The 18,016-nt window shown below is 37.0% G+C and carries 13 protein-coding genes; 8 read left to right on the top strand and 5 right to left on the bottom strand.

Annotated features, from left to right (window positions below):
* Positions 1-5: 5 nt before the first annotated feature.
* Together ACUTSE_RS12135 and ACUTSE_RS12140 are read right to left on the bottom strand one after the other, a co-directional pair.
* Positions 6-2,450 (bottom strand): bifunctional UDP-N-acetylmuramoyl-tripeptide:D-alanyl-D-alanine ligase/alanine racemase, encoded by a 2,445-nt coding sequence (locus tag ACUTSE_RS12135; RefSeq protein WP_445640409.1) that lies wholly within the window; start codon positions 2,448-2,450, stop codon positions 6-8.
* A 55-nt stretch (positions 2,451-2,505) separates the two neighbouring features.
* Entirely contained in the window at positions 2,506-2,868 is a 363-nt protein-coding gene (locus ACUTSE_RS12140) for a DsrE family protein (RefSeq protein WP_002987859.1), read from the bottom strand.
* A 203-nt stretch (positions 2,869-3,071) separates the two neighbouring features.
* On the opposite strand from ACUTSE_RS12140, the gene ACUTSE_RS12145 reads away from it, so the two are divergent.
* From ACUTSE_RS12145 to ACUTSE_RS12175, 7 genes are all read left to right on the top strand, one after another.
* Positions 3,072-3,632, top strand: a complete 561-nt coding sequence (locus ACUTSE_RS12145; protein ID WP_445640441.1) for a YeeE/YedE family protein — start codon at positions 3,072-3,074, stop codon at positions 3,630-3,632.
* An 11-nt stretch (positions 3,633-3,643) separates the two neighbouring features.
* On the top strand, positions 3,644-4,057 hold the full coding sequence (locus ACUTSE_RS12150) for a DUF6691 family protein (RefSeq protein ID WP_002987863.1): 414 nt from the start codon (positions 3,644-3,646) through the stop codon (positions 4,055-4,057).
* Positions 4,058-4,139: 82 nt separating this feature from the next.
* Positions 4,140-4,775: a Crp/Fnr family transcriptional regulator gene (locus ACUTSE_RS12155; RefSeq protein WP_002987865.1), complete on the top strand. Its 636-nt coding sequence runs from the start codon at positions 4,140-4,142 to the stop codon at positions 4,773-4,775.
* Between the two features lie 3 nt (positions 4,776-4,778).
* Positions 4,779-5,564, top strand: coding sequence for a sulfite exporter TauE/SafE family protein (locus tag ACUTSE_RS12160; protein WP_445640410.1), 786 nt, complete (start codon positions 4,779-4,781; stop codon positions 5,562-5,564).
* Positions 5,565-5,639: 75 nt separating this feature from the next.
* Entirely contained in the window at positions 5,640-7,067 is a 1,428-nt protein-coding gene (locus ACUTSE_RS12165) for an MBL fold metallo-hydrolase (protein WP_445640411.1), read from the top strand.
* A 5-nt stretch (positions 7,068-7,072) separates the two neighbouring features.
* Positions 7,073-7,390, top strand: a complete 318-nt coding sequence (gene trxA / locus ACUTSE_RS12170; protein ID WP_002987872.1) for a thioredoxin — start codon at positions 7,073-7,075, stop codon at positions 7,388-7,390.
* A gap of 208 nt (positions 7,391-7,598) precedes the next feature.
* Positions 7,599-10,334: a M16 family metallopeptidase gene (locus tag ACUTSE_RS12175; RefSeq protein WP_445640412.1), complete on the top strand. Its 2,736-nt coding sequence runs from the start codon at positions 7,599-7,601 to the stop codon at positions 10,332-10,334.
* A 62-nt stretch (positions 10,335-10,396) separates the two neighbouring features.
* Here the strand turns inward: ACUTSE_RS12175 and ACUTSE_RS12180 are convergent, their stop codons facing one another.
* Together ACUTSE_RS12180 and lepA are read right to left on the bottom strand one after the other, a co-directional pair.
* On the bottom strand, positions 10,397-11,212 hold the full coding sequence (locus ACUTSE_RS12180; RefSeq protein WP_445640413.1) for a hypothetical protein: 816 nt from the start codon (positions 11,210-11,212) through the stop codon (positions 10,397-10,399).
* Between the two features lie 85 nt (positions 11,213-11,297).
* Positions 11,298-13,094 carry a translation elongation factor 4 gene (gene lepA, locus ACUTSE_RS12185; protein ID WP_002987877.1) on the bottom strand — a complete coding sequence of 599 codons (1,797 nt, stop codon included), beginning with the start codon at positions 13,092-13,094 and terminating at the stop codon, positions 11,298-11,300.
* A gap of 339 nt (positions 13,095-13,433) precedes the next feature.
* Between lepA and ACUTSE_RS12190 the strand changes: the two genes are divergently transcribed.
* Positions 13,434-14,315, top strand: coding sequence for a hypothetical protein (locus tag ACUTSE_RS12190; RefSeq protein ID WP_445640414.1), 882 nt, complete (start codon positions 13,434-13,436; stop codon positions 14,313-14,315).
* Here the strand turns inward: ACUTSE_RS12190 and ACUTSE_RS12195 are convergent.
* Positions 14,298-18,005, bottom strand: a complete 3,708-nt coding sequence (locus tag ACUTSE_RS12195) for a metallophosphoesterase (RefSeq protein WP_445640415.1) — start codon at positions 18,003-18,005, stop codon at positions 14,298-14,300. The two genes, ACUTSE_RS12190 and ACUTSE_RS12195, sit on opposite strands and share 18 nt — an antisense overlap.
* Between the last annotated feature and the right edge of the window lie 11 nt (positions 18,006-18,016).

The following is an 18,016-nucleotide window of genomic DNA, read 5'->3' on the forward strand; positions in this document are numbered from 1 at the left end:
TTTTTTCACTCTTCAAAAAAAATTCTTTTAACTCTTTGAGATACACTTGTTATAATCTCGTACGGAATTGTGTGAATAGCCTCCGCTATAATCGTGGTCGGTAAATCTTCTCCAAAAATAATTACCTCATCGCCTTCCCTACAATTAATCGCTGTTACATCAACCATTAACATGTCCATACAAATCGATCCTGTTATCGGTGCTTTTTGATTTTGTATTAAAACATAACCACCATTGCTTCCCCATACCCGGTGAATACCATCTGCATACCCAATCGGAACCGTTGCAATCTTCGTTGGGTGCTCTGCTCTAAAACGACGACCATAACCAACACTCTCAGCGGTATCAATTTCTTTCACTTGCATGATGCGGGTTTTTAACGTTCCTACATTGCGCAATTGTTTCATTTCATCGACATCATTTCCGATTCCGTACAATCCAATACCCAAACGCACCATATCCATTTGATAAGATGCATAGTTGAAAATACCCGAAGTATTCAAAATATGTAAAATCGGTTGAATCTGTAATTGCTCCTTAATATAGGTACTACTTTTTTCAAACAGATTCATTTGTCCTAAAGTGAAATCCTGATAGATATCCATATCACTAGACGACAGATGTGAAAAAATAGATTTCACCTCCACGCTATTGGTGTGTTTTAAAATCGCAACTAGTTCATCCAACTCTTGTGCAACAAATCCGTGACGATGCATCCCCGTTTCTACCTTAATATGTATAGGATATTGATATGCATTTTTTTCACGTACAATTTGAAGAAAAGCTTGTAGTTCTCTAATCGAATAAATCTCTGGTTCCAAATCATACGCAAGCATAGCGGAAAAAGCGCTAATCTCTGGATTCATTACAATGATATTCGTTTTGATTCCCGCTTTGCGCAGTGCGATTCCCTCATCCGCAAAAGCCACTCCTAAATAACTGACTTTTTCATGCTCCAATAACTTTGCAATTTCTACGCTTCCATGGCCATAACCAAACGCCTTCACCATAACCATGGTTTTTGTTTCTGGTTTTAATTTAGAGCGATAAAAATTTAAATTATGTCGAATAGCCGTAAGGTTGATCTCCAATACCGTTTCATGTGTTTTTTCCTCTAATAAACTAACAATTTTATCAAAGCGAAAACCACGGGCTCCTTTCACTAAGATTGTTTCGTCGACAAATTCATCCATGGATACTTTTTGCAGAAATTCATCCGTAGAAGCAAAGAAACGCATCGCAGTAGAATCTTTGCTATATTGACCAATTTCTTCCCCAATGCAAATCACTTTTCCAATTTGGTAACTCTTCAATAAGTGATTGACTTGTTGATATAATTCTTTAGGTTCTAATCCACTGTGAAAAACATCCGAAAGAATAACCGTTTTATTCGCATTACTTCGATGCTTTTCCAAGAAATCTAAAGCAATACTCAACGATTGAAAATCGGAGCTATAGGCATCATCAATAATCGAACAATTATTGATTCCTTTTTTTACTTGCAAGCGCAATTCAACCGCATACAACTTTTTAATGCGTGCTTGTATCGTCTCAATCGGATACTTCATCACCAGCATCGTCAAGATACAAGTCATACAATTTCGAACGGCAAATTCATCTGTAAATGGAAGTTCTACAGTGAAAGTTTCTACCTTATTATATAGTACAATTAACTTATCCCCTTTCAACTGACCGTATAAGTCTGAATTTGAATCCGTTAAACTCCAAGTAATAAACGTAGTTTTTGGAGGTAATACAGCGATAATTCGACTGTCTTTTTCCCCCAGTATTGTAGGTGTATGAACAAACAGTTCCATCTTTTCTCGGATCTTCTGTTCTTCGTTTTCAAATCCGTCGTGATGTTCACTTGTAATCGAGGTAATAATTCCCAAAGTTGGTTGCACAATGGGTTGCAAATGCTTCATCTCATCAATCGTAGATATCCCGACTTCAAACAAACCGATGGTGTGTTGTTCGGCCATTCCGAATACCGATAGAGGAACTCCCGTTTGTGAGTTGTAACTCTTCGGACTTTTGATAATAGAATATTCATTGCTCAATAGGAAATTCAGCCATTCTTTGACTACCGTTTTTCCTCTACTTCCCGTTATTCCCACTACGGGAATATCAAATTTTTGACGATGCCAAGTAGCTGCTTGTTGCAGCGCGTGTAACGTATCTTGTACCACAAAATACGTTACTCCTGGCTGCTGTATTATTTTTGATTGATCAGATACCACAAAGTAGGTAACTCCCAATCGAATAAGTTCCTCAATATAGGCATGCCCATCGTGATTTGGTCCAACTAATGCGAAAAACAAGGTTGTACTATCATTCAAAAGCGTTCTGCTATCAACAGAAACACGATGAATTTCGAAGTGCTCAACTTCCTTATCTCCAACTACCTCAGCATGTAGATAAGCACAGAAATCTGCAGTAACAATATTCATTAATTAGTCTTTATTCATTTGGACACAAAGGTAAATAGAGTGGATGTTTTGACCGCTATAAATTGCATTTAATATACGCCCATCCCTCTTCTTGTTTTTCAATAATAGCAATCAATCCCGAAGGTACATAAGCCACGTGTTCTATAATATCATCTTTCTCTATTTGACGTACGCGAATCGTGTTTTCACATGCAAAAAATTGAACGCCTTTTTGAATGGCTTGTTTCAAAGCATCACCAACCATCGTTTTCGTTTTTCTCACCATTCCAATAGCGGGACCATGTACCACCACATGGATTTCTACATCATTTCCCCAATGGTTAATCACATTCGTTACATAGGTCATTAAAGCGTTTTGTTCATTGATATTTTCCGTATTCATTTGAAAAACAACTCTATGTTTCTTTCCTGTATTCATAATTCTACTAGTTTAATTTTTGTTTTTTGTTGATTAAATATAAAGCTACTAAATCCTTTTTCATTATCCGATATTTTCTTTTGTTTTTTATAGCTATTATACCTACTTCTCCTTCAATTTAAACTGAATGTATCAAAAGTTACTGTACACCAATAAAATAATGCAGAAATTTGCCCTATACAAAATTAAATAGACGTGTTATGATGCATTGGATTTACGAACCTTGGCCTTGGTATATTGGTGGACTTTTTATTGCCACCACTTTAGTACTCCTCCTTTTTATGGGGAAAACATTTGGCTTTTCTTCCAATTTACGAACGATGTGTTCTATGATGGGAGCTGGAAAAACGTGTGATTTTTTCTGCTTCAATTGGAAAGCCCAAACGTGGAATTTACTCTTCTTAGTAGGAACTATACTCGGTGGTTTTATCGCTTATCATTTCTTAAGTGTAGACGCTGCAGCCGTTCCTTTAGGAGAAAATACCATTCAGAAATTGAACGAATTGGGATTTGAAAGCGCAGGTAAAACCTATGTCCCAACAGAATTATATGGCGACGATGCCTTTTCCTCTATTAAAACCATCCTTTTACTATTAGTTGCTGGTTTTTTTGTTGGTTTTGGATCGAGATATGCAGGTGGATGTACTTCTGGACATGCCATTTCGGGCTTGAGTAACTTCCAATTACCTTCATTAATCGCTGTTATTGGATTCTTTATCGGAGGACTCATTATGGTTCATCTTATTTTTCCTTTCTTATTTTAAATGCATCAAAAATGAAAAAAATAGCTTACTTATTTGTAGGAATGATATTTGGTATTGGTATGTTCAAATCAGGAGCCGCTTCTTGGTTTAGAATTTACGAAATGTTCCAATTTGACAGCTTCCACATGTATGGAATTATGGGTACTGCCCTTACGTTAGCCGTAATTGCAACCCTAATCATAAAGAAGAAAAAAATGAAGGATTTTTCTGGAAATCCTATTCTTTTTCACCCCAAAGAAAAGAGTATTCCTCGTTATTTAATTGGCGGAACATTCTTCGGGTTAGGTTGGGCGCTTGGAGGTGCATGTCCTGGCCCTATGTTTGCCTTATTAGGCGCAGGTTTTTACCCCATTATCATTGCTATTATTGGGGCTTTAGCAGGAACTTGGTTTTATGGATTGGTCAAAAAATGGCTTCCGCATTAAAAATTAGATACAGATGTTCTCCTATTTTTGATACCTAAACCATTTATACTATCTTTAAATCCAAACAACGAGAGGAGTTATTATGGGACATATTATTAGAGAGAAATACCGCAATCTTTTTGAAGAAAAATTGTTAGATGAAATCATTGAAGTATCAACAATTAAAGATTTTACAGAAGGAGAACGCCTGATGGAAATTGGGGAATACATTAAAAAAATCCCTTTATTATTATCAGGTGCGATCAAAATTATACGCGAAGATCAAAAAGAAGGAGAGATTGTACTGTACTATATTGAAGAAGGAGATACCTGTGCGATGACTTTAACTTGCTGTTTAGGAGAAACAAAGAGTCAAGTGCGCTCCATTGCAGAAAAAGACGGAAGCGTCATCTTAGTCCCTGTAAGTAAAATGGACGATTGGCTCGTTCGTTATAAAAGCTGGCGCAACTTTGTATTGACTAGTTACAACAACAGAATGAATGAATTGTTAGTTGCCGTTGACAGTCTAGCTTTCATGAATATGGAAGAGCGCTTATGTAAACTACTCCAAGACAAAGGCAAGATTTACAACAGCACGTTTATTCACAACACCCATCAAGAACTCGCAGATGAATTAAACACTTCTAGAGTTGTGATCTCTCGTATTTTAAAGACGTTAGAAAACCAAGGAATCATTCGCTTAAATAGAAAATACATCGAATTACTCCAAAAAACCTAAACTATGGATACAGCATTTGTCGGTTACGCATTAGCCCTTTTAGTTGGTATTTCACTTGGCTTAATCGGCAGTGGAGGATCTATCTTAACGGTGCCTATTTTGGTGTATATTTTAAAAATAGAACCTTTTTTAGCAACCGCCTATTCGCTATTCATTGTTGGGTCAACAGCTTTAGTTGGTGGCGTACAGAATGCCATTAATCGCAAGGTAAACTACAAGTTAGTCTTGCTCTTTGGTATCCCCTCCCTATTGGCCGTTTATGTGATGCGGGCGTATGTATTGCCTTTAGTACCTGATACGATCGCTATTGGATCATTGAATCTATCCAAGAATGTAATACTCATGGTGCTCTTTGCCCTCGTGATGTTTGCTTCTGCTATGAAAATGATTCGCCCCAAAGCCATAACCCAAACGCAATCCCAGCCTCAGCAAATTCAATTAATTCTACAAGGAGTGCTCATTGGAGTAGTTGCAGGAACCGTAGGTGCTGGTGGAGGATTTCTAATTATTCCGGCCTTGATTTTATTTGCTCATGTAAGCATGAAAGAAGCGGTGGGTACCTCCTTATTTATCATTGCAATTCAATCGTTATTCGGTTTTTTAGGCGATGTTAACAATCCACTATTGGATTGGAACTTGTTACTGACATTCAGCGCAATTTCCATCGTTGGAATATTTCTGGGGATATTTCTAACGCGTTATATCCCAGATCATAACTTGAAAAAAGGATTTGGCTATTTTGTATTACTGATGGCCTTATACATTTTTAGCAAAGAAGTGTTTTTCTAGTTTGTAACTTAGGTTACAGCACAATTCAAAACATCTTCTTACTTTTACTATATCAATTAAAAATAAACACGACTTATGAAGATAGAACAAATTTATACCGGATGTCTAGCACAAGGTGCTTACTATATAGAGAGTAATGGCGAAGTTGCTATTATTGACCCCCTACGTGAAGTACAACAATACGTAGACAAAGCAACAAAGGATCAAGCGACAATCAAATACATATTTGAAACGCATTTTCATGCTGATTTCGTGAGTGGACACGTTACTTTAGCTGAAAAAACAGGAGCTCCAATTGTCTATGGACCTAATGCTAATCCAACATTCAAGGCACATATTGCTACAGATGGCGAAGTATTTAAATTGGGAAATATTACGATTACAGCGCTACATACACCAGGGCATACCATGGAAAGTACCACCTATCTATTAAAAGATGAAAACGGGAAAGATCATGCTATTTTCACAGGGGATACGCTTTTCTTAGGTGATGTAGGTCGTCCTGATTTAGCACAAAAGGCTGCTAGCTTAACACAAGAACAATTAGCCGCTACGTTATACCACAGTTTACGCGATAAAATCATGCCTTTAGCGGATGATGTTATTGTTTATCCAGCGCATGGAGCAGGATCTGCTTGTGGAAAAAACTTGAGCAAAGAAACGGTAGGAACACTAGGAGACCAAAAACAAACCAACTATGCTTTACGTGCAGATATGACGGAAGCAGAGTTTGTCAAAGAGGTAACGGATGGCCTATTACCCCCTCCTGCTTATTTCCCATTAAACGTAAAATTAAACAAAGAAGGATACGACGACGTGGAGAATATCATCAGCAACAATCAAGCTTTACAACCCAACGATTTTGAGGTATTAGCAGATGAATCTGGTGCTTTATTACTCGATGTTCGATCAGCTGCTGATTTTGCACAAGGACATATCCCGGGATCTATTTTTATTGGATTAGATGGTCAGTTTGCCCCATGGGTAGGAGCGCTAATCACTGATATTAAACAACCTATTTTAATCATTGCTCCTGAAGGGCGTGAACAAGAATGTATCATTCGCTTATCACGTGTGGGCTATGACAATTCGTTAGGTTATTTAGCTGGTGGTTTTAACGCATGGAAAAATGCAGGTAAAGAATATGACACCATTCAACAAGTAACGGCGGATGAGTTAGAATCAGCGATGAAAGCAGGAGATATCTCTATTTTTGATGTAAGAAAACCAGGAGAATACGATGCAGCTCATATTGATTACAAAAACCTCAACCATACCCCGTTAGATTTCTTAAACGATCATTTAGCGACATTCCCTACAACTGGTCATTTTTACATTCACTGTGCGGGAGGATACCGCTCCCTAATTGCGGCTTCTATCTTGAAAGCAAGAGGATACCACAATATGATTGATGTAATTGGCGGATTTGGCGCGATTAAAAATACAGGTATTGCGTTAGCAGACAACAGCTGTACCTCTACTTGTTCTTCCAATTTAAAATAAAAACGATGACAAAATTTGAAACGTTAATTCAATCGGATCAATTTGTACTGGTTGACTTTTTTGCTACTTGGTGTGGTCCTTGTAAAATGCAGGACCCCGTATTAGAAGACGTAAAAGCCCAACTACAAGATGAGATTACAATTATCAAAATTGACGTAGATAAAAATCAAGCGCTAACGGCGCAATACAGTACCCAATACAACATGAGAGGAGTGCCAACGTTACTATTATTTCGAGCAGGTAAACTCTTATGGAAACAATCAGGCTATACGGATAAACAAACCTTGTTGCATTATTTTAACGAGTATAAAAACAAGTACTAATCCGTTTATCCTTGTTTTTCTGAATAAAATCATTGAGCACTTAGCTAACGCTAAGTGCTTTTTTTATATCTAGTTCATCTACCTAAAAACCTAAATATTTGTTAAAGAGTAACAAAAAAATTAAAACAACTACTAATCTTTAACGATTGGTATGACAGATATCAAGCCAACTAATATTTACAACCCAAATTATTATAAAACAATTTAAATGAAAAGAATTTTTTACACGCTTGTACTAGCTAGTGCAATTGGGTTTACCAATTTCTCTGTAGCCCAACAAAAGAGTAAAGCCGCTTTTGTAAAACAAGTGGAGGACATTAAAGAATACAAACTGAGCAATGGTCTTCAGGTTTTATTACTTCCCGATGCTTCCCAAAACAATTTAGTTGTAAACATTGTTTACAAAGTAGGTTCCAAACACGAAGGATATGGTGAAAAAGGGATGGCTCACTTATTAGAGCACATGCTTTTCAAAAGCACTAAAAACCTAGGAGACATCAAGAAAATGCTTTCGGATAAAGGAGGAGCTGCCAATGGTACAACGTACTACGACAGAACAAATTATTATGAAGTATTCCCTTCTACAGAAGAGAACTTATCTTGGGCTTTAGAAATGGAAGCGGATCGTATGATCAATGCTACCCTTTTACAAGAAGATTTAGATAAAGAATTTTCAGTTGTGCGCAATGAGTTTGAGATTGGAGAAAACGATCCAACAAGCGTATTAATGGAACGCACAGTTAATACGGCCTATTTATGGCATAACTACGGTCTAAGTACAATTGGATCAAAAGAAGATATTGAACGCGTAAAAACACCTCAACTACGAAGATTTTACGAGAAATACTACCAACCAGACAATGCTGTTTTAGTCGTAGCAGGTAAATTTGACGAAGCAAAAGCAATTGGATTTATTGAACAATACTTCTCTGTTATTCCTAAGCCTACTCGTGTATTAGATGAAATCTTAACGGTAGAACCCGCTCAAGACGGAGAAAAATACATTGAAGTAAAACGCAATGGAGATAGCAAGCACATCCAGATGGCTTATCACACTGCCTCTTATGCAGATAAAGATTTTGCTGCCTTAGAAGCCTTAGAGCATATTTTAAACAACGATCCATCGGGGTATTTACACCAAGCCTTAGTGGAAACGCAAAAAGTATCTTCGCTTTGGGCCTTTAGTCCAACAGTAAGAGATGCAAGTTTTATGCTATTCAACTTCGATGTACCGAATGATAAAGACCAAGTAAAAACGCTAGCTGAAATTAAAGCAGAAATAGCAAAGATTGGCGATATCAACTATACACAAGAAGATCTTGATCGTGCGAAAACAAGCCTTTTAAAGGATATTGAATCACTACAAAATAATACCATTGGTACAGCAATTAACTTAACGGAGATTATTGGTTCAGGAGATTATCGTCTAGGGTATTTACACCGTGATAATGTTGAAAACTTAACGTTAGAAGACATTAAGCGCGTAGCGAAAAAATACTTTAAAGACAACAACCGTACAGTAGGTTTATTTATCCCAACCAAAGACGAAGTAAGAGTAAAACCAACTGAATTCTTAAATACGGATATCAATGCCTTAGTAAAAGATTACGAGGGGAAAGAAAAATCGCACGACATTAGAGAATTTGCTCCTACCATCGCTAATTTAGAGCAGAATTATACTTCTGGTCAATTGAGCAACGGAATGAAATACGGTATTATTGACAAGGATTTGAAAGGAGAAAAAGTAAATATCTCTATTTCAGTTCCAGTTGGAAATCAAAAAGATTTACACAACAAACAATACATCGGGTCACTTGCTGCATCTATGTTGACTGCAGGAACAAAAACCTTATCGAAACAAGAAATTAAAGATAAGTTAGACTTATTGAAATCAAATGTTTCTATTCATTTTTCTGGACAAAACATTATGATTTCTGTTTCGTCTTACCGCAATACAATCAAAGAAACAATGGATATCTTAAATGATGTATTGAAGAATCCGGTATTCCCAGAAAGTGAATTGACGAAAATAAAATTAGAATACACGACGTACTTAGAAGGAAACTTAAATGATCCTCAGACTGTTGCTTTCAATAAATTGTCAAAAATGACATCAAATGAAGCGAAGGGAAGTATTTTCTATTCGTCTTCTACACAAGAAGATATTGATGGTTTCAAAGCGGTTACTATTCCAGAGATTAAAGATTTCTACAGTAAATTCTTTGGTTCTAATAATGGAGTTGCTACTGTAATCGGTATCCAAGATCAAGCGGAAGCTAAAGGATTATTAGAATCTGTTTTAGGCAAATGGAACAACCAAGCAAAATTTGAAAGAGCTTACCCTACGTTCTTTGCTACAAAACAAGGGAAAGAAATTATCCAAACACCAGACAAAGAAAATGCGGCTGCAGTAGGTAGTTTAAACTTCCAAATGAACAGAACAAACCCTGATTATGCAGCATTAACGTTTGCTAATGAAGTAATGGGTGGAGGATTCATGACAGCTCGTATTCCACAGCGTCTACGCGAAAAAGAAGGAATTAGCTACGGTGCTGGTACTTCTTTGTCTATTCCTTATGATGTGAAAAACGACAATTCAAGCTGGATGATTTATGCGTTCTTAAATCCGACTAAACGCGCGGAAGTAGAAACAGCAATCAACGATGAGTTTGCTAAATTAGTTGCCAATGGAATTACAGAGGACGAATTAAAAGCAAACAAAACAAGCTGGAAAAACTCAAGACAAACGAATTTAGGTAGTGACAATTACTTGCTGACTTTATCGAATATGCGTTTGATGTATGACACACCATTCAGCGATTTCGACAAGTTAAATGCTGAAATTGACAAGTTAACCGTAAAACAAGTGAATGCTGCAATTAAAAAATACTTGCAACCTTCAAAATTCACAACCATTTACGTGGGTGATTTTACTAAAAAATAAATCCATAAAAAAAACCTCTTGAAATTCAAGAGGTTTTTTTATCCTTTTTATTCTTGCTTTTTTTAGCAGCTAAAATCTACGCTAGACATTCCGGCTAAATAGAGGATGTGTTTGGCTCCTTTTGAAAGGTACACTTCCATTTGCTTTTGTTCATAATGTTCAGAAGTATCAAAAATAAAATCCAAATTCCCATCCCCATCTAAATCACCAACAAACAACAATTGAACGAAGGTGTCATTGAAACTTGGAATATCAAGTACCAATTGTTCTCTACTTCCGTCAACACTTACATACAACTTGTAGTTGTCAAACTTTTTATAGGTCTTTTCCACCTCTAAATCATCCGTATAGATATACGAGTCCACTTGTTTACCTTCGGCTCTTAAAACGTACGTTTTGCCCTTAAAAACATAGGTTTGAAGTTCATCCGGCCAAAGTGGTGTTTTCAGTATCGCTAATGACTCCTTTTTCCCTTTCAAAATAGCTTTGGTGTCACTGAAAAAGAATAGTGGTTCTAGTTCTTCATCTAGTGGAAAAACACCGATTGCATCTGATTCTGTACATTCATTTTTCATTTCAAGTATTTCATACTTGATGCGTTGAACTTTAAATTGTCCCCCCTCCACTAACAGAGCCAACCAAGAATCATTCATCTGTTTCACTTCTTCTTCGTGGAAATCCTTGTCGTAGTACATGGGCAATAAAAGGTCGATTACCTTTTTCTCCTCTTTCTCTACTATGGTTTTTGTCACAGGAGCTTCCGCTTCTTCTACCTTGATCTGTTCTACTGCTTCCGTTGGTTTTTCAACTGGTTTTTGTTCGGTGTCTTTACACGCCCATAAAGCGAATAGAGACAACATTACGATTGCTTTTTTCATAGCTTTTTATCGATGGTTCACTTATTTTATACAAAAAAAGACTATCCCAAAATGAGATAGTCTTTATGTCGAACGAATAATCGTTTTAGTCGTTTAATTTTAATACAGCCATAAAAGCCTCTTGCGGAATTTCAACGTTACCTACTTGACGCATACGTTTCTTTCCTGCTTTTTGTTTTTCTAGTAATTTACGTTTACGAGAAATATCCCCTCCATAACATTTTGCTGTAACGTCTTTACGCAACGCTTTTACTGTTTCACGTGCAATAACTTTTACACCAATTGCCGCCTGGATCGGAATATCAAACTGTTGACGTGGGATTAATTCTTTTAATTTCTCACACATTTTCTTTCCAATGTGATATGCATTATCTGCGTGCATTAAAGCAGAAAGTGCATCCACTACGTTTGCATTCAACATCACGTCTACTTTTACTAAGTTTGACGTACGCATTCCAATTGGCGAATAGTCAAAAGAAGCATATCCTTTCGAAACTGTTTTCAAACGGTCATAGAAATCAAATACAATCTCCGCCAATGGCATATCAAACATCAACTCTACACGGTCTTCTGTTAAATACGTTTGGTTGGTGATGATTCCGCGTTTCTCAATACACAAACTCATTACTGGACCAACAAAGTCCGCTTTTGTAATGATCGTTGCTTTGATATAAGGCTCTTCTACTCGTTCTAATTTTGATGGTTCTGGTAAATCCGAAGGGTTATTTACAACGATTGGTGTTTCTGGGTTCTTCTTCGTATACGCTAAATACGATACGTTGGGAACCGTTGTAATCACCGTCATATTGAACTCACGCTCTAAACGCTCTTGGATAATCTCCATGTGCAGCATTCCTAAGAATCCACAACGGAAACCAAATCCTAAAGCAGCAGAACTCTCAGCCGCAAAAACCAAAGAAGCATCGTTCAATTGCAATTTCTCCATTGAGTTACGCAATTCTTCGTAATCCTCTGTATCTACTGGATAAATCCCCGCGAATACCATTGGTTTTACGTTTTCGAATCCCTCAATCATATTTTGTGTTGGCACCTTCGCATCCGTCAGTGTATCCCCAACTTTTACTTCTTTAGCTTCTTTAATACCCGAAATTAAATACCCTACGTCTCCACTTGAGATTTCTTGTTTCGGTACTTGATTTAATTTCAACGTACCAATTTCATCCGCAAAGTATTCTTTACCTGTAGCCATAAATTTAATTTTCTGACCCTTTGTAATTTTTCCATTAATTACACGGAAGATTACTTCAATCCCTCTAAATGGATTGTATACTGAATCGAAAATTAAGGCTTGTAAAGGTTCTTCTACATTTCCTTTTGGCGCAGGAACTCTTTCGATAATTGCTGCTAATATTTCTTCAACTCCCAATCCTGTTTTACCAGAAGCAGGAATAATTTCTTCGTAATCACAACCTAATAGGTTTACAATATCGTCGCTTACTTCTTCAGGGTTTGCACTTGGTAAGTCAATTTTATTTAATACTGGAATAATCGTTAAATCATTCTCTAAAGCTAAATAAAGATTTGAAATCGTTTGTGCCTGAATACTTTGAGCCGCATCAACAATTAATAACGCACCTTCACAAGCCGCAATAGATCTAGAAACTTCGTAAGAGAAATCTACGTGTCCTGGTGTGTCAATTAAGTTCAATATATATTTTTCGCCTTTGTATACGTACTCCATTTGGATAGCATGAGATTTAATTGTAATCCCTCTTTCACGCTCCAAATCCATACTGTCCAAAAGCTGATTTTGTTGCTCACGTGCAGTTACCGTTTGTGTAGCATCTAACAAACGATCTGCTAACGTACTCTTACCATGGTCAATGTGAGCAATAATACAAAAGTTTCTAATGTTCTTCATCTTGGTTATATCCATTATTATAAGATCAATAAAGCAAAAAAGTCAGAAGAAATAGGACTTCTTAACCCCCTGATCTAAGTTGTAAGGCTTTCGTTTTATTTCAATTACAAACAATACACCTATATTTTGCAAATATACTTTAAAGTTTGAATTTTTTGACGTGATATTCACTTTTAATCACGAGAAATTATACGTTTTTTTTGACGTTTGTCCTATTCAAGCAACGAATCCCCTTATTGGCTTCTAAAATTCTCTTCGATCTTGCAACAATAATCCCGCTCGTTCATTCGTTTACTTTAAAGTTTTTACGTAATTTAGAGTACAAAAATTTACGCTAACATGAAAAAATATTTCCCTGCCCTTTTATTCGTCTTTTCTTCTTTTGTAAGCTGTAGTCAAAAGAGTGATCTTGTACAAGATTTCGCAATACTTCCGCCTTATTTAAAAGAAGTTTCAGGCATGTCTTATGATGCGCAATCTCATTCTTTTTGGGTACTTCAAGACAGTGGAAACAAAAGCGAATTATATCAGATTGATTCCTTAGGTCATGTAATGCATACCCTGAAAGTGAAAAATCAAAAAAACAACGATTGGGAAGAATTAGCTTCTGATCCGGCAGGTAATTTATACATAGGTGATTTTGGCAATAACAAAAACACCCGTAAAAACTTACAGATCATCAAAATCAACAAAGATCAACTTCATAACGAGGAAACAGAGGCAGCTTACGTCATCACCTTTGACTATCCAGAGCAAAAAGAATTTCCGCCTAAAACAACGGAACTTTTCTACGATGCAGAAGCTTTCTTTTTCTACGATGATCACTTTTATCTCTTTACTAAAAATCGAAGTAAAGCATTTGACGGTACTTCCTTGGTTTATAAAATTCCCAATGTAGCAGGACATCATCAAGCGGAATACGTACAGACCTTTAGAGGTTGTAATGTGTATAAACATTGTGCTATTACAGGAGCTGCAATTAGCCCTGATCAAAAGACATTTGTGTTATTATCACATACCAAACTTTGGGTGATTGACAACTTCAATCCCAATGCTATTTTAGATGGTAAAATTGAAGAACACAAATTACACCATGATACACAAAAAGAAGCTGTCACCTTTGGAGATGACAGCACGTTATATATTTCAGATGAAGTAAAAAAGAAATCGGGTGGTAAGATTTACAAGTTAGACTTGAATCAATTAAAACCCAAATCCTAGGCCAAAGACAAATCGGCCTCCATCTTTACTGTAAAAATACGAGCAATGTAGTGTTGCTTGTTCAATTGCATTTACCCATAATCCTGCTCCGTATGCATTGTGCCATTTGGAAGAACTTTCTTCTGGTGTCCACACGCGTCCATAATCGAAACCAGCATATAGACCATAAGACATTGGAATAAATCCAGCCGTGAACTGTCCTGCATTAAAGCGCAAATCAGTCGTTTGTACAAACGATGTTTTTCCAGTAAAACGCTCGGGTCTAAATCCTCTTAAATTCGTGTTTCCACCAATCGTAGCTCCGTGGTAGAAGTCATAATTGGAATTCAATCGCGTTTGATACGTAAAATTCGTCGCCAAGATTAAACGCTCACTGCGCTCTAAATAATGAGCAAAACTTACTTTTGCATCTAAGAACGGGAAGTTTTGCTTGCTGTCCTCTAAATTAGTTCTCCAACCCAAGGTTGTATGGAAAGCAAATCCTTTGGTTGGATTCGCAACGTTGTTGTACTGTTGGAAATCATAGGTTGCCTGAATGGTTCCGTATTGTTGGAAGTCAAAAACCTTTTGATCCACTAAATCCGGACTACTCGTAATAAAACGATTGGCTTTTTCTTGCACCTTCATCGCTTTATACTCTACATTGAACTCAAACGAATCTCCATTTTTTCCTTGAAACTTATATCCTGGTGCTATTGCATAACTTTGGATTCTCACTCGCTTATATTCATCCCCCATTTCTTTGTCAAAATAATGCGTTTCGTTTCCTATACCATAGTAATTCACAGCAAAATTAGGACTCGTAGCTTTTGCGTTTAAAGTGAATCCCCAGTTGTTTGTTGCATTCGGGAAATGCCCAGCATATTCTGCTTCTACTCCTTTGGTATTAAACGAATAGAACCCTTTAATTGTGTGCTTAGCCGCATAAGGATCTTGAACGAAATTGGAACGTTTAGACGAATATAAAAAGCCTAACTTCACCCCATCTTCCGGGTTATACCCAACATTAGGCAACAACATATTCACCGTTAAAGGCAGTTTCTCGTAATTGAAATTATTTAAATCATAGCGGTTTGTAAAATAGTGTTTCGTTTTTTCACCTACCTGCGTTAATTCATTTTGTTTATCTGCGTAATCGTAAACAACTACTTTCTTACTATTTTCAATTTGGAAGGTATCTTTGTTTTTCCCTCCAATTAAACGCAGTTTAATTTTTGCTTTTTCACTTCCTTGCACCAGGAAAGTATCTTCGTCATTCAATCCGTAAATCCAAATTTCTTTCGTTTCCTTCGGATCATACGTTTTTTCAAATACCGTTTCTTGCCCTGATTTTTTATCTCTTAGTTGAACCAAATGAACCGTCCCATCTTGGTTGCGATTCACAATAAACGTATCTTTTTTATCTGTCCCTGATAACATCACATACTTGCGCAATTCGCGGTAATACTTTGGCACAAAATCCGCTATTTTTTTCTTGCGTTCTTTCAACACATATTTGATGTGTTCCACATCTTCTCCTTGCACTTCTTTAGGCAATTTCGCAAAGATTGCTTCAATACTTTCATCATCTAAATCCTGGACAATTGATGTCGCTTGAGTAACCCAATCTGCTTCTGTTGTAGATTTCAACAAGTATTGATCCAACGGAAATGCCGTATGGTTAATCCAACGGGGATGCGCAAAATCTGTTGTATAATTTTGCATGTGGCGCAACATCGGCAACTTTTTAATCAACGATAACAACGCCCCGTCGATTTTAGCAAATGCTTGATCTCGATCTCTTGGTACAGGACGGTAAATCACCTTATCCCCTTCTTTGAATTCGGACCATCTCCACTGATCTCCATGTCGATCCCAATCGCCAATCAACATATCAAAAATTCGAGCACGCAAATACATGGATTCATCTATCGCATATTTCTCATCTTTTCTCAAATTGGCAATCACATCCGTTGTACTGATAATCTTCGCTGCATTTCCAAAACTCTCTTCTTCATGCCCTTCACTTGGACGCTCTTCAATCATATACAATTCATCCCCGTATTTCCCATTAAATGCACCAAGCGCTTGTTGCTTAGGAATGTAATAGAGTTCTGGATTGGTGTGATAAATACCCACTTTAGAGGATAAATCACCAATAATAAAAGGCGTATAAGGATGTGCTGTGGTATAAAAATCATAGATAAAACCTTCTGCCCATGTATCATCAAACGAATCCATCACATAATTATCTCGAAATACGGCTGTCTGCAAAAAGCGAGACACACTTTTTCGCACACCACGCATGACATACTGTGTGCCGTTTTTATCTTCTAAGCGCAGGGATAACGACTGATTTCCTCCCCCTGAGATTAATGGTTTTAAACCGCCTTTAAGGGAATCTAAATTTCCAATTGGCGCAAGAATCGGTTGCCCATAAGTTGAGCGATAGTGATCTCCCCATAGAAAACGATAAAAACCACTTTTGTGTGTCCATTTTTCTGGATAAACACTGGTTACTTTTGCCTCCATTGTCGGTGCGCCAAAAGAAGGAATTACTTCTTGGTCTGGTTGAAAAATTTGCTGTTCCCAAATCGGTTTGTGCTGTCCATTTTCGAAAGCATAAAAACGTACAACTGCACTTTTATCCACGCCTATTTCCAAAGCAACATAGCCTAATTGTCCTGCAGAAAAACTACCTTTCTCAATCGCTCTAGCTGGAGATAAATCGCCTAAAGCCCCACTAACAATTTGCTTCACCCCTTCTTTTTCATGGTATTGCATATTGCGTTCATGCCCTGAAACGAGTACAACATTGTTATACATTTGCGCCATTGTTTGCAGGCGTTTGTTCAAGGCATTGTACTTTTTACTTTGTAAATCTTGGGTATTAATTCCCGAAACAGCACGCGTATAATTAATCAATGAACCTAAAACAGGCAAAGGAATCTTCTTCTCAAAAGGATACAAATGATCTTGTAAAGAAAAATATCCTCCGTGATTTCCTGTACTATACACCGGATGATGCAGCGCCAAAACCACAATTCTATTTTGGTTTTTATTGATTTCTCCTCTTAATTCATCAAAGAAATCTTCCCTTGTTTTAATATCACAGTCCTCATTCATATTGGGTTGTTGATCCCAATTTTCCAAATACCATTGACTATCCACCACAATCAATACGGTTTCATCGTTGATTTTCAATCGCTCGAATCCACACACCTTACGCGGTAACAGTGCTTTTTTATCTTCTAAATTAGCCGTCAAATACTTAGAGATATCTTTGATTCCCTCATATCCTTTTTTCCATTCTGCTTCCCCATTGATAAAAACGGTTTCCCCACTAAATTGCTTCGCCCAATCAACGGCAGTACGCAAGTGCGTATCTTCTTCGTTTTTGAGCTGTTTTTTTTGTATATTATCTCCTAACAAAACCAGAGTCGATTTTTTATCGGCCTGTTTAAATACTTGAGTCAACTGTCCTAAATGGGCTTGTTCTTCTTGCGATTTCGCAGCTAACAAACCTCCTACAAAATAATAGGTATGCACAATTTTATCGTTGTTCTTGCGTTCTATCTCTGCAATTGGAGTCTTACTACTTCGCTGTTGAGGGCTTAAAGTTGCACACGAATACGAGAAGATCAAAAGAAGAAAATAAGCCACAGGCTTAATTTTTACACGCTTATCGGGATTTTGACTAAATAATTTCATATTTTTAGACA

This window comes from Myroides sp. TSA_177.3 (assembly GCF_052691955.1).

What these genes read in the sequence shown, in the direction of transcription:
- ACUTSE_RS12135 (WP_445640409.1), bottom strand. Translation starts at nt 2,450, where the DNA reads ATGAATATTGTTACTGCAGATTTCTGTGCTTATCTACATGCTGAGGTA.
- ACUTSE_RS12140 (WP_002987859.1), bottom strand. Translation starts at nt 2,868, where the DNA reads ATGAATACAGGAAAGAAACATAGAGTTGTTTTTCAAATGAATACGGAA.
- ACUTSE_RS12145 (WP_445640441.1), top strand. Translation starts at nt 3,072, where the DNA reads ATGCATTGGATTTACGAACCTTGGCCTTGGTATATTGGTGGACTTTTT.
- ACUTSE_RS12150 (WP_002987863.1), top strand. Translation starts at nt 3,644, where the DNA reads ATGAAAAAAATAGCTTACTTATTTGTAGGAATGATATTTGGTATTGGT.
- ACUTSE_RS12155 (WP_002987865.1), top strand. Translation starts at nt 4,140, where the DNA reads ATGGGACATATTATTAGAGAGAAATACCGCAATCTTTTTGAAGAAAAA.
- ACUTSE_RS12160 (WP_445640410.1), top strand. Translation starts at nt 4,779, where the DNA reads ATGGATACAGCATTTGTCGGTTACGCATTAGCCCTTTTAGTTGGTATT.
- ACUTSE_RS12165 (WP_445640411.1), top strand. Translation starts at nt 5,640, where the DNA reads ATGAAGATAGAACAAATTTATACCGGATGTCTAGCACAAGGTGCTTAC.
- trxA (WP_002987872.1), top strand. Translation starts at nt 7,073, where the DNA reads ATGACAAAATTTGAAACGTTAATTCAATCGGATCAATTTGTACTGGTT.
- ACUTSE_RS12175 (WP_445640412.1), top strand. Translation starts at nt 7,599, where the DNA reads ATGAAAAGAATTTTTTACACGCTTGTACTAGCTAGTGCAATTGGGTTT.
- ACUTSE_RS12180 (WP_445640413.1), bottom strand. Translation starts at nt 11,212, where the DNA reads ATGAAAAAAGCAATCGTAATGTTGTCTCTATTCGCTTTATGGGCGTGT.
- lepA (WP_002987877.1), bottom strand. Translation starts at nt 13,094, where the DNA reads ATGAAGAACATTAGAAACTTTTGTATTATTGCTCACATTGACCATGGT.
- ACUTSE_RS12190 (WP_445640414.1), top strand. Translation starts at nt 13,434, where the DNA reads ATGAAAAAATATTTCCCTGCCCTTTTATTCGTCTTTTCTTCTTTTGTA.
- ACUTSE_RS12195 (WP_445640415.1), bottom strand. Translation starts at nt 18,005, where the DNA reads ATGAAATTATTTAGTCAAAATCCCGATAAGCGTGTAAAAATTAAGCCT.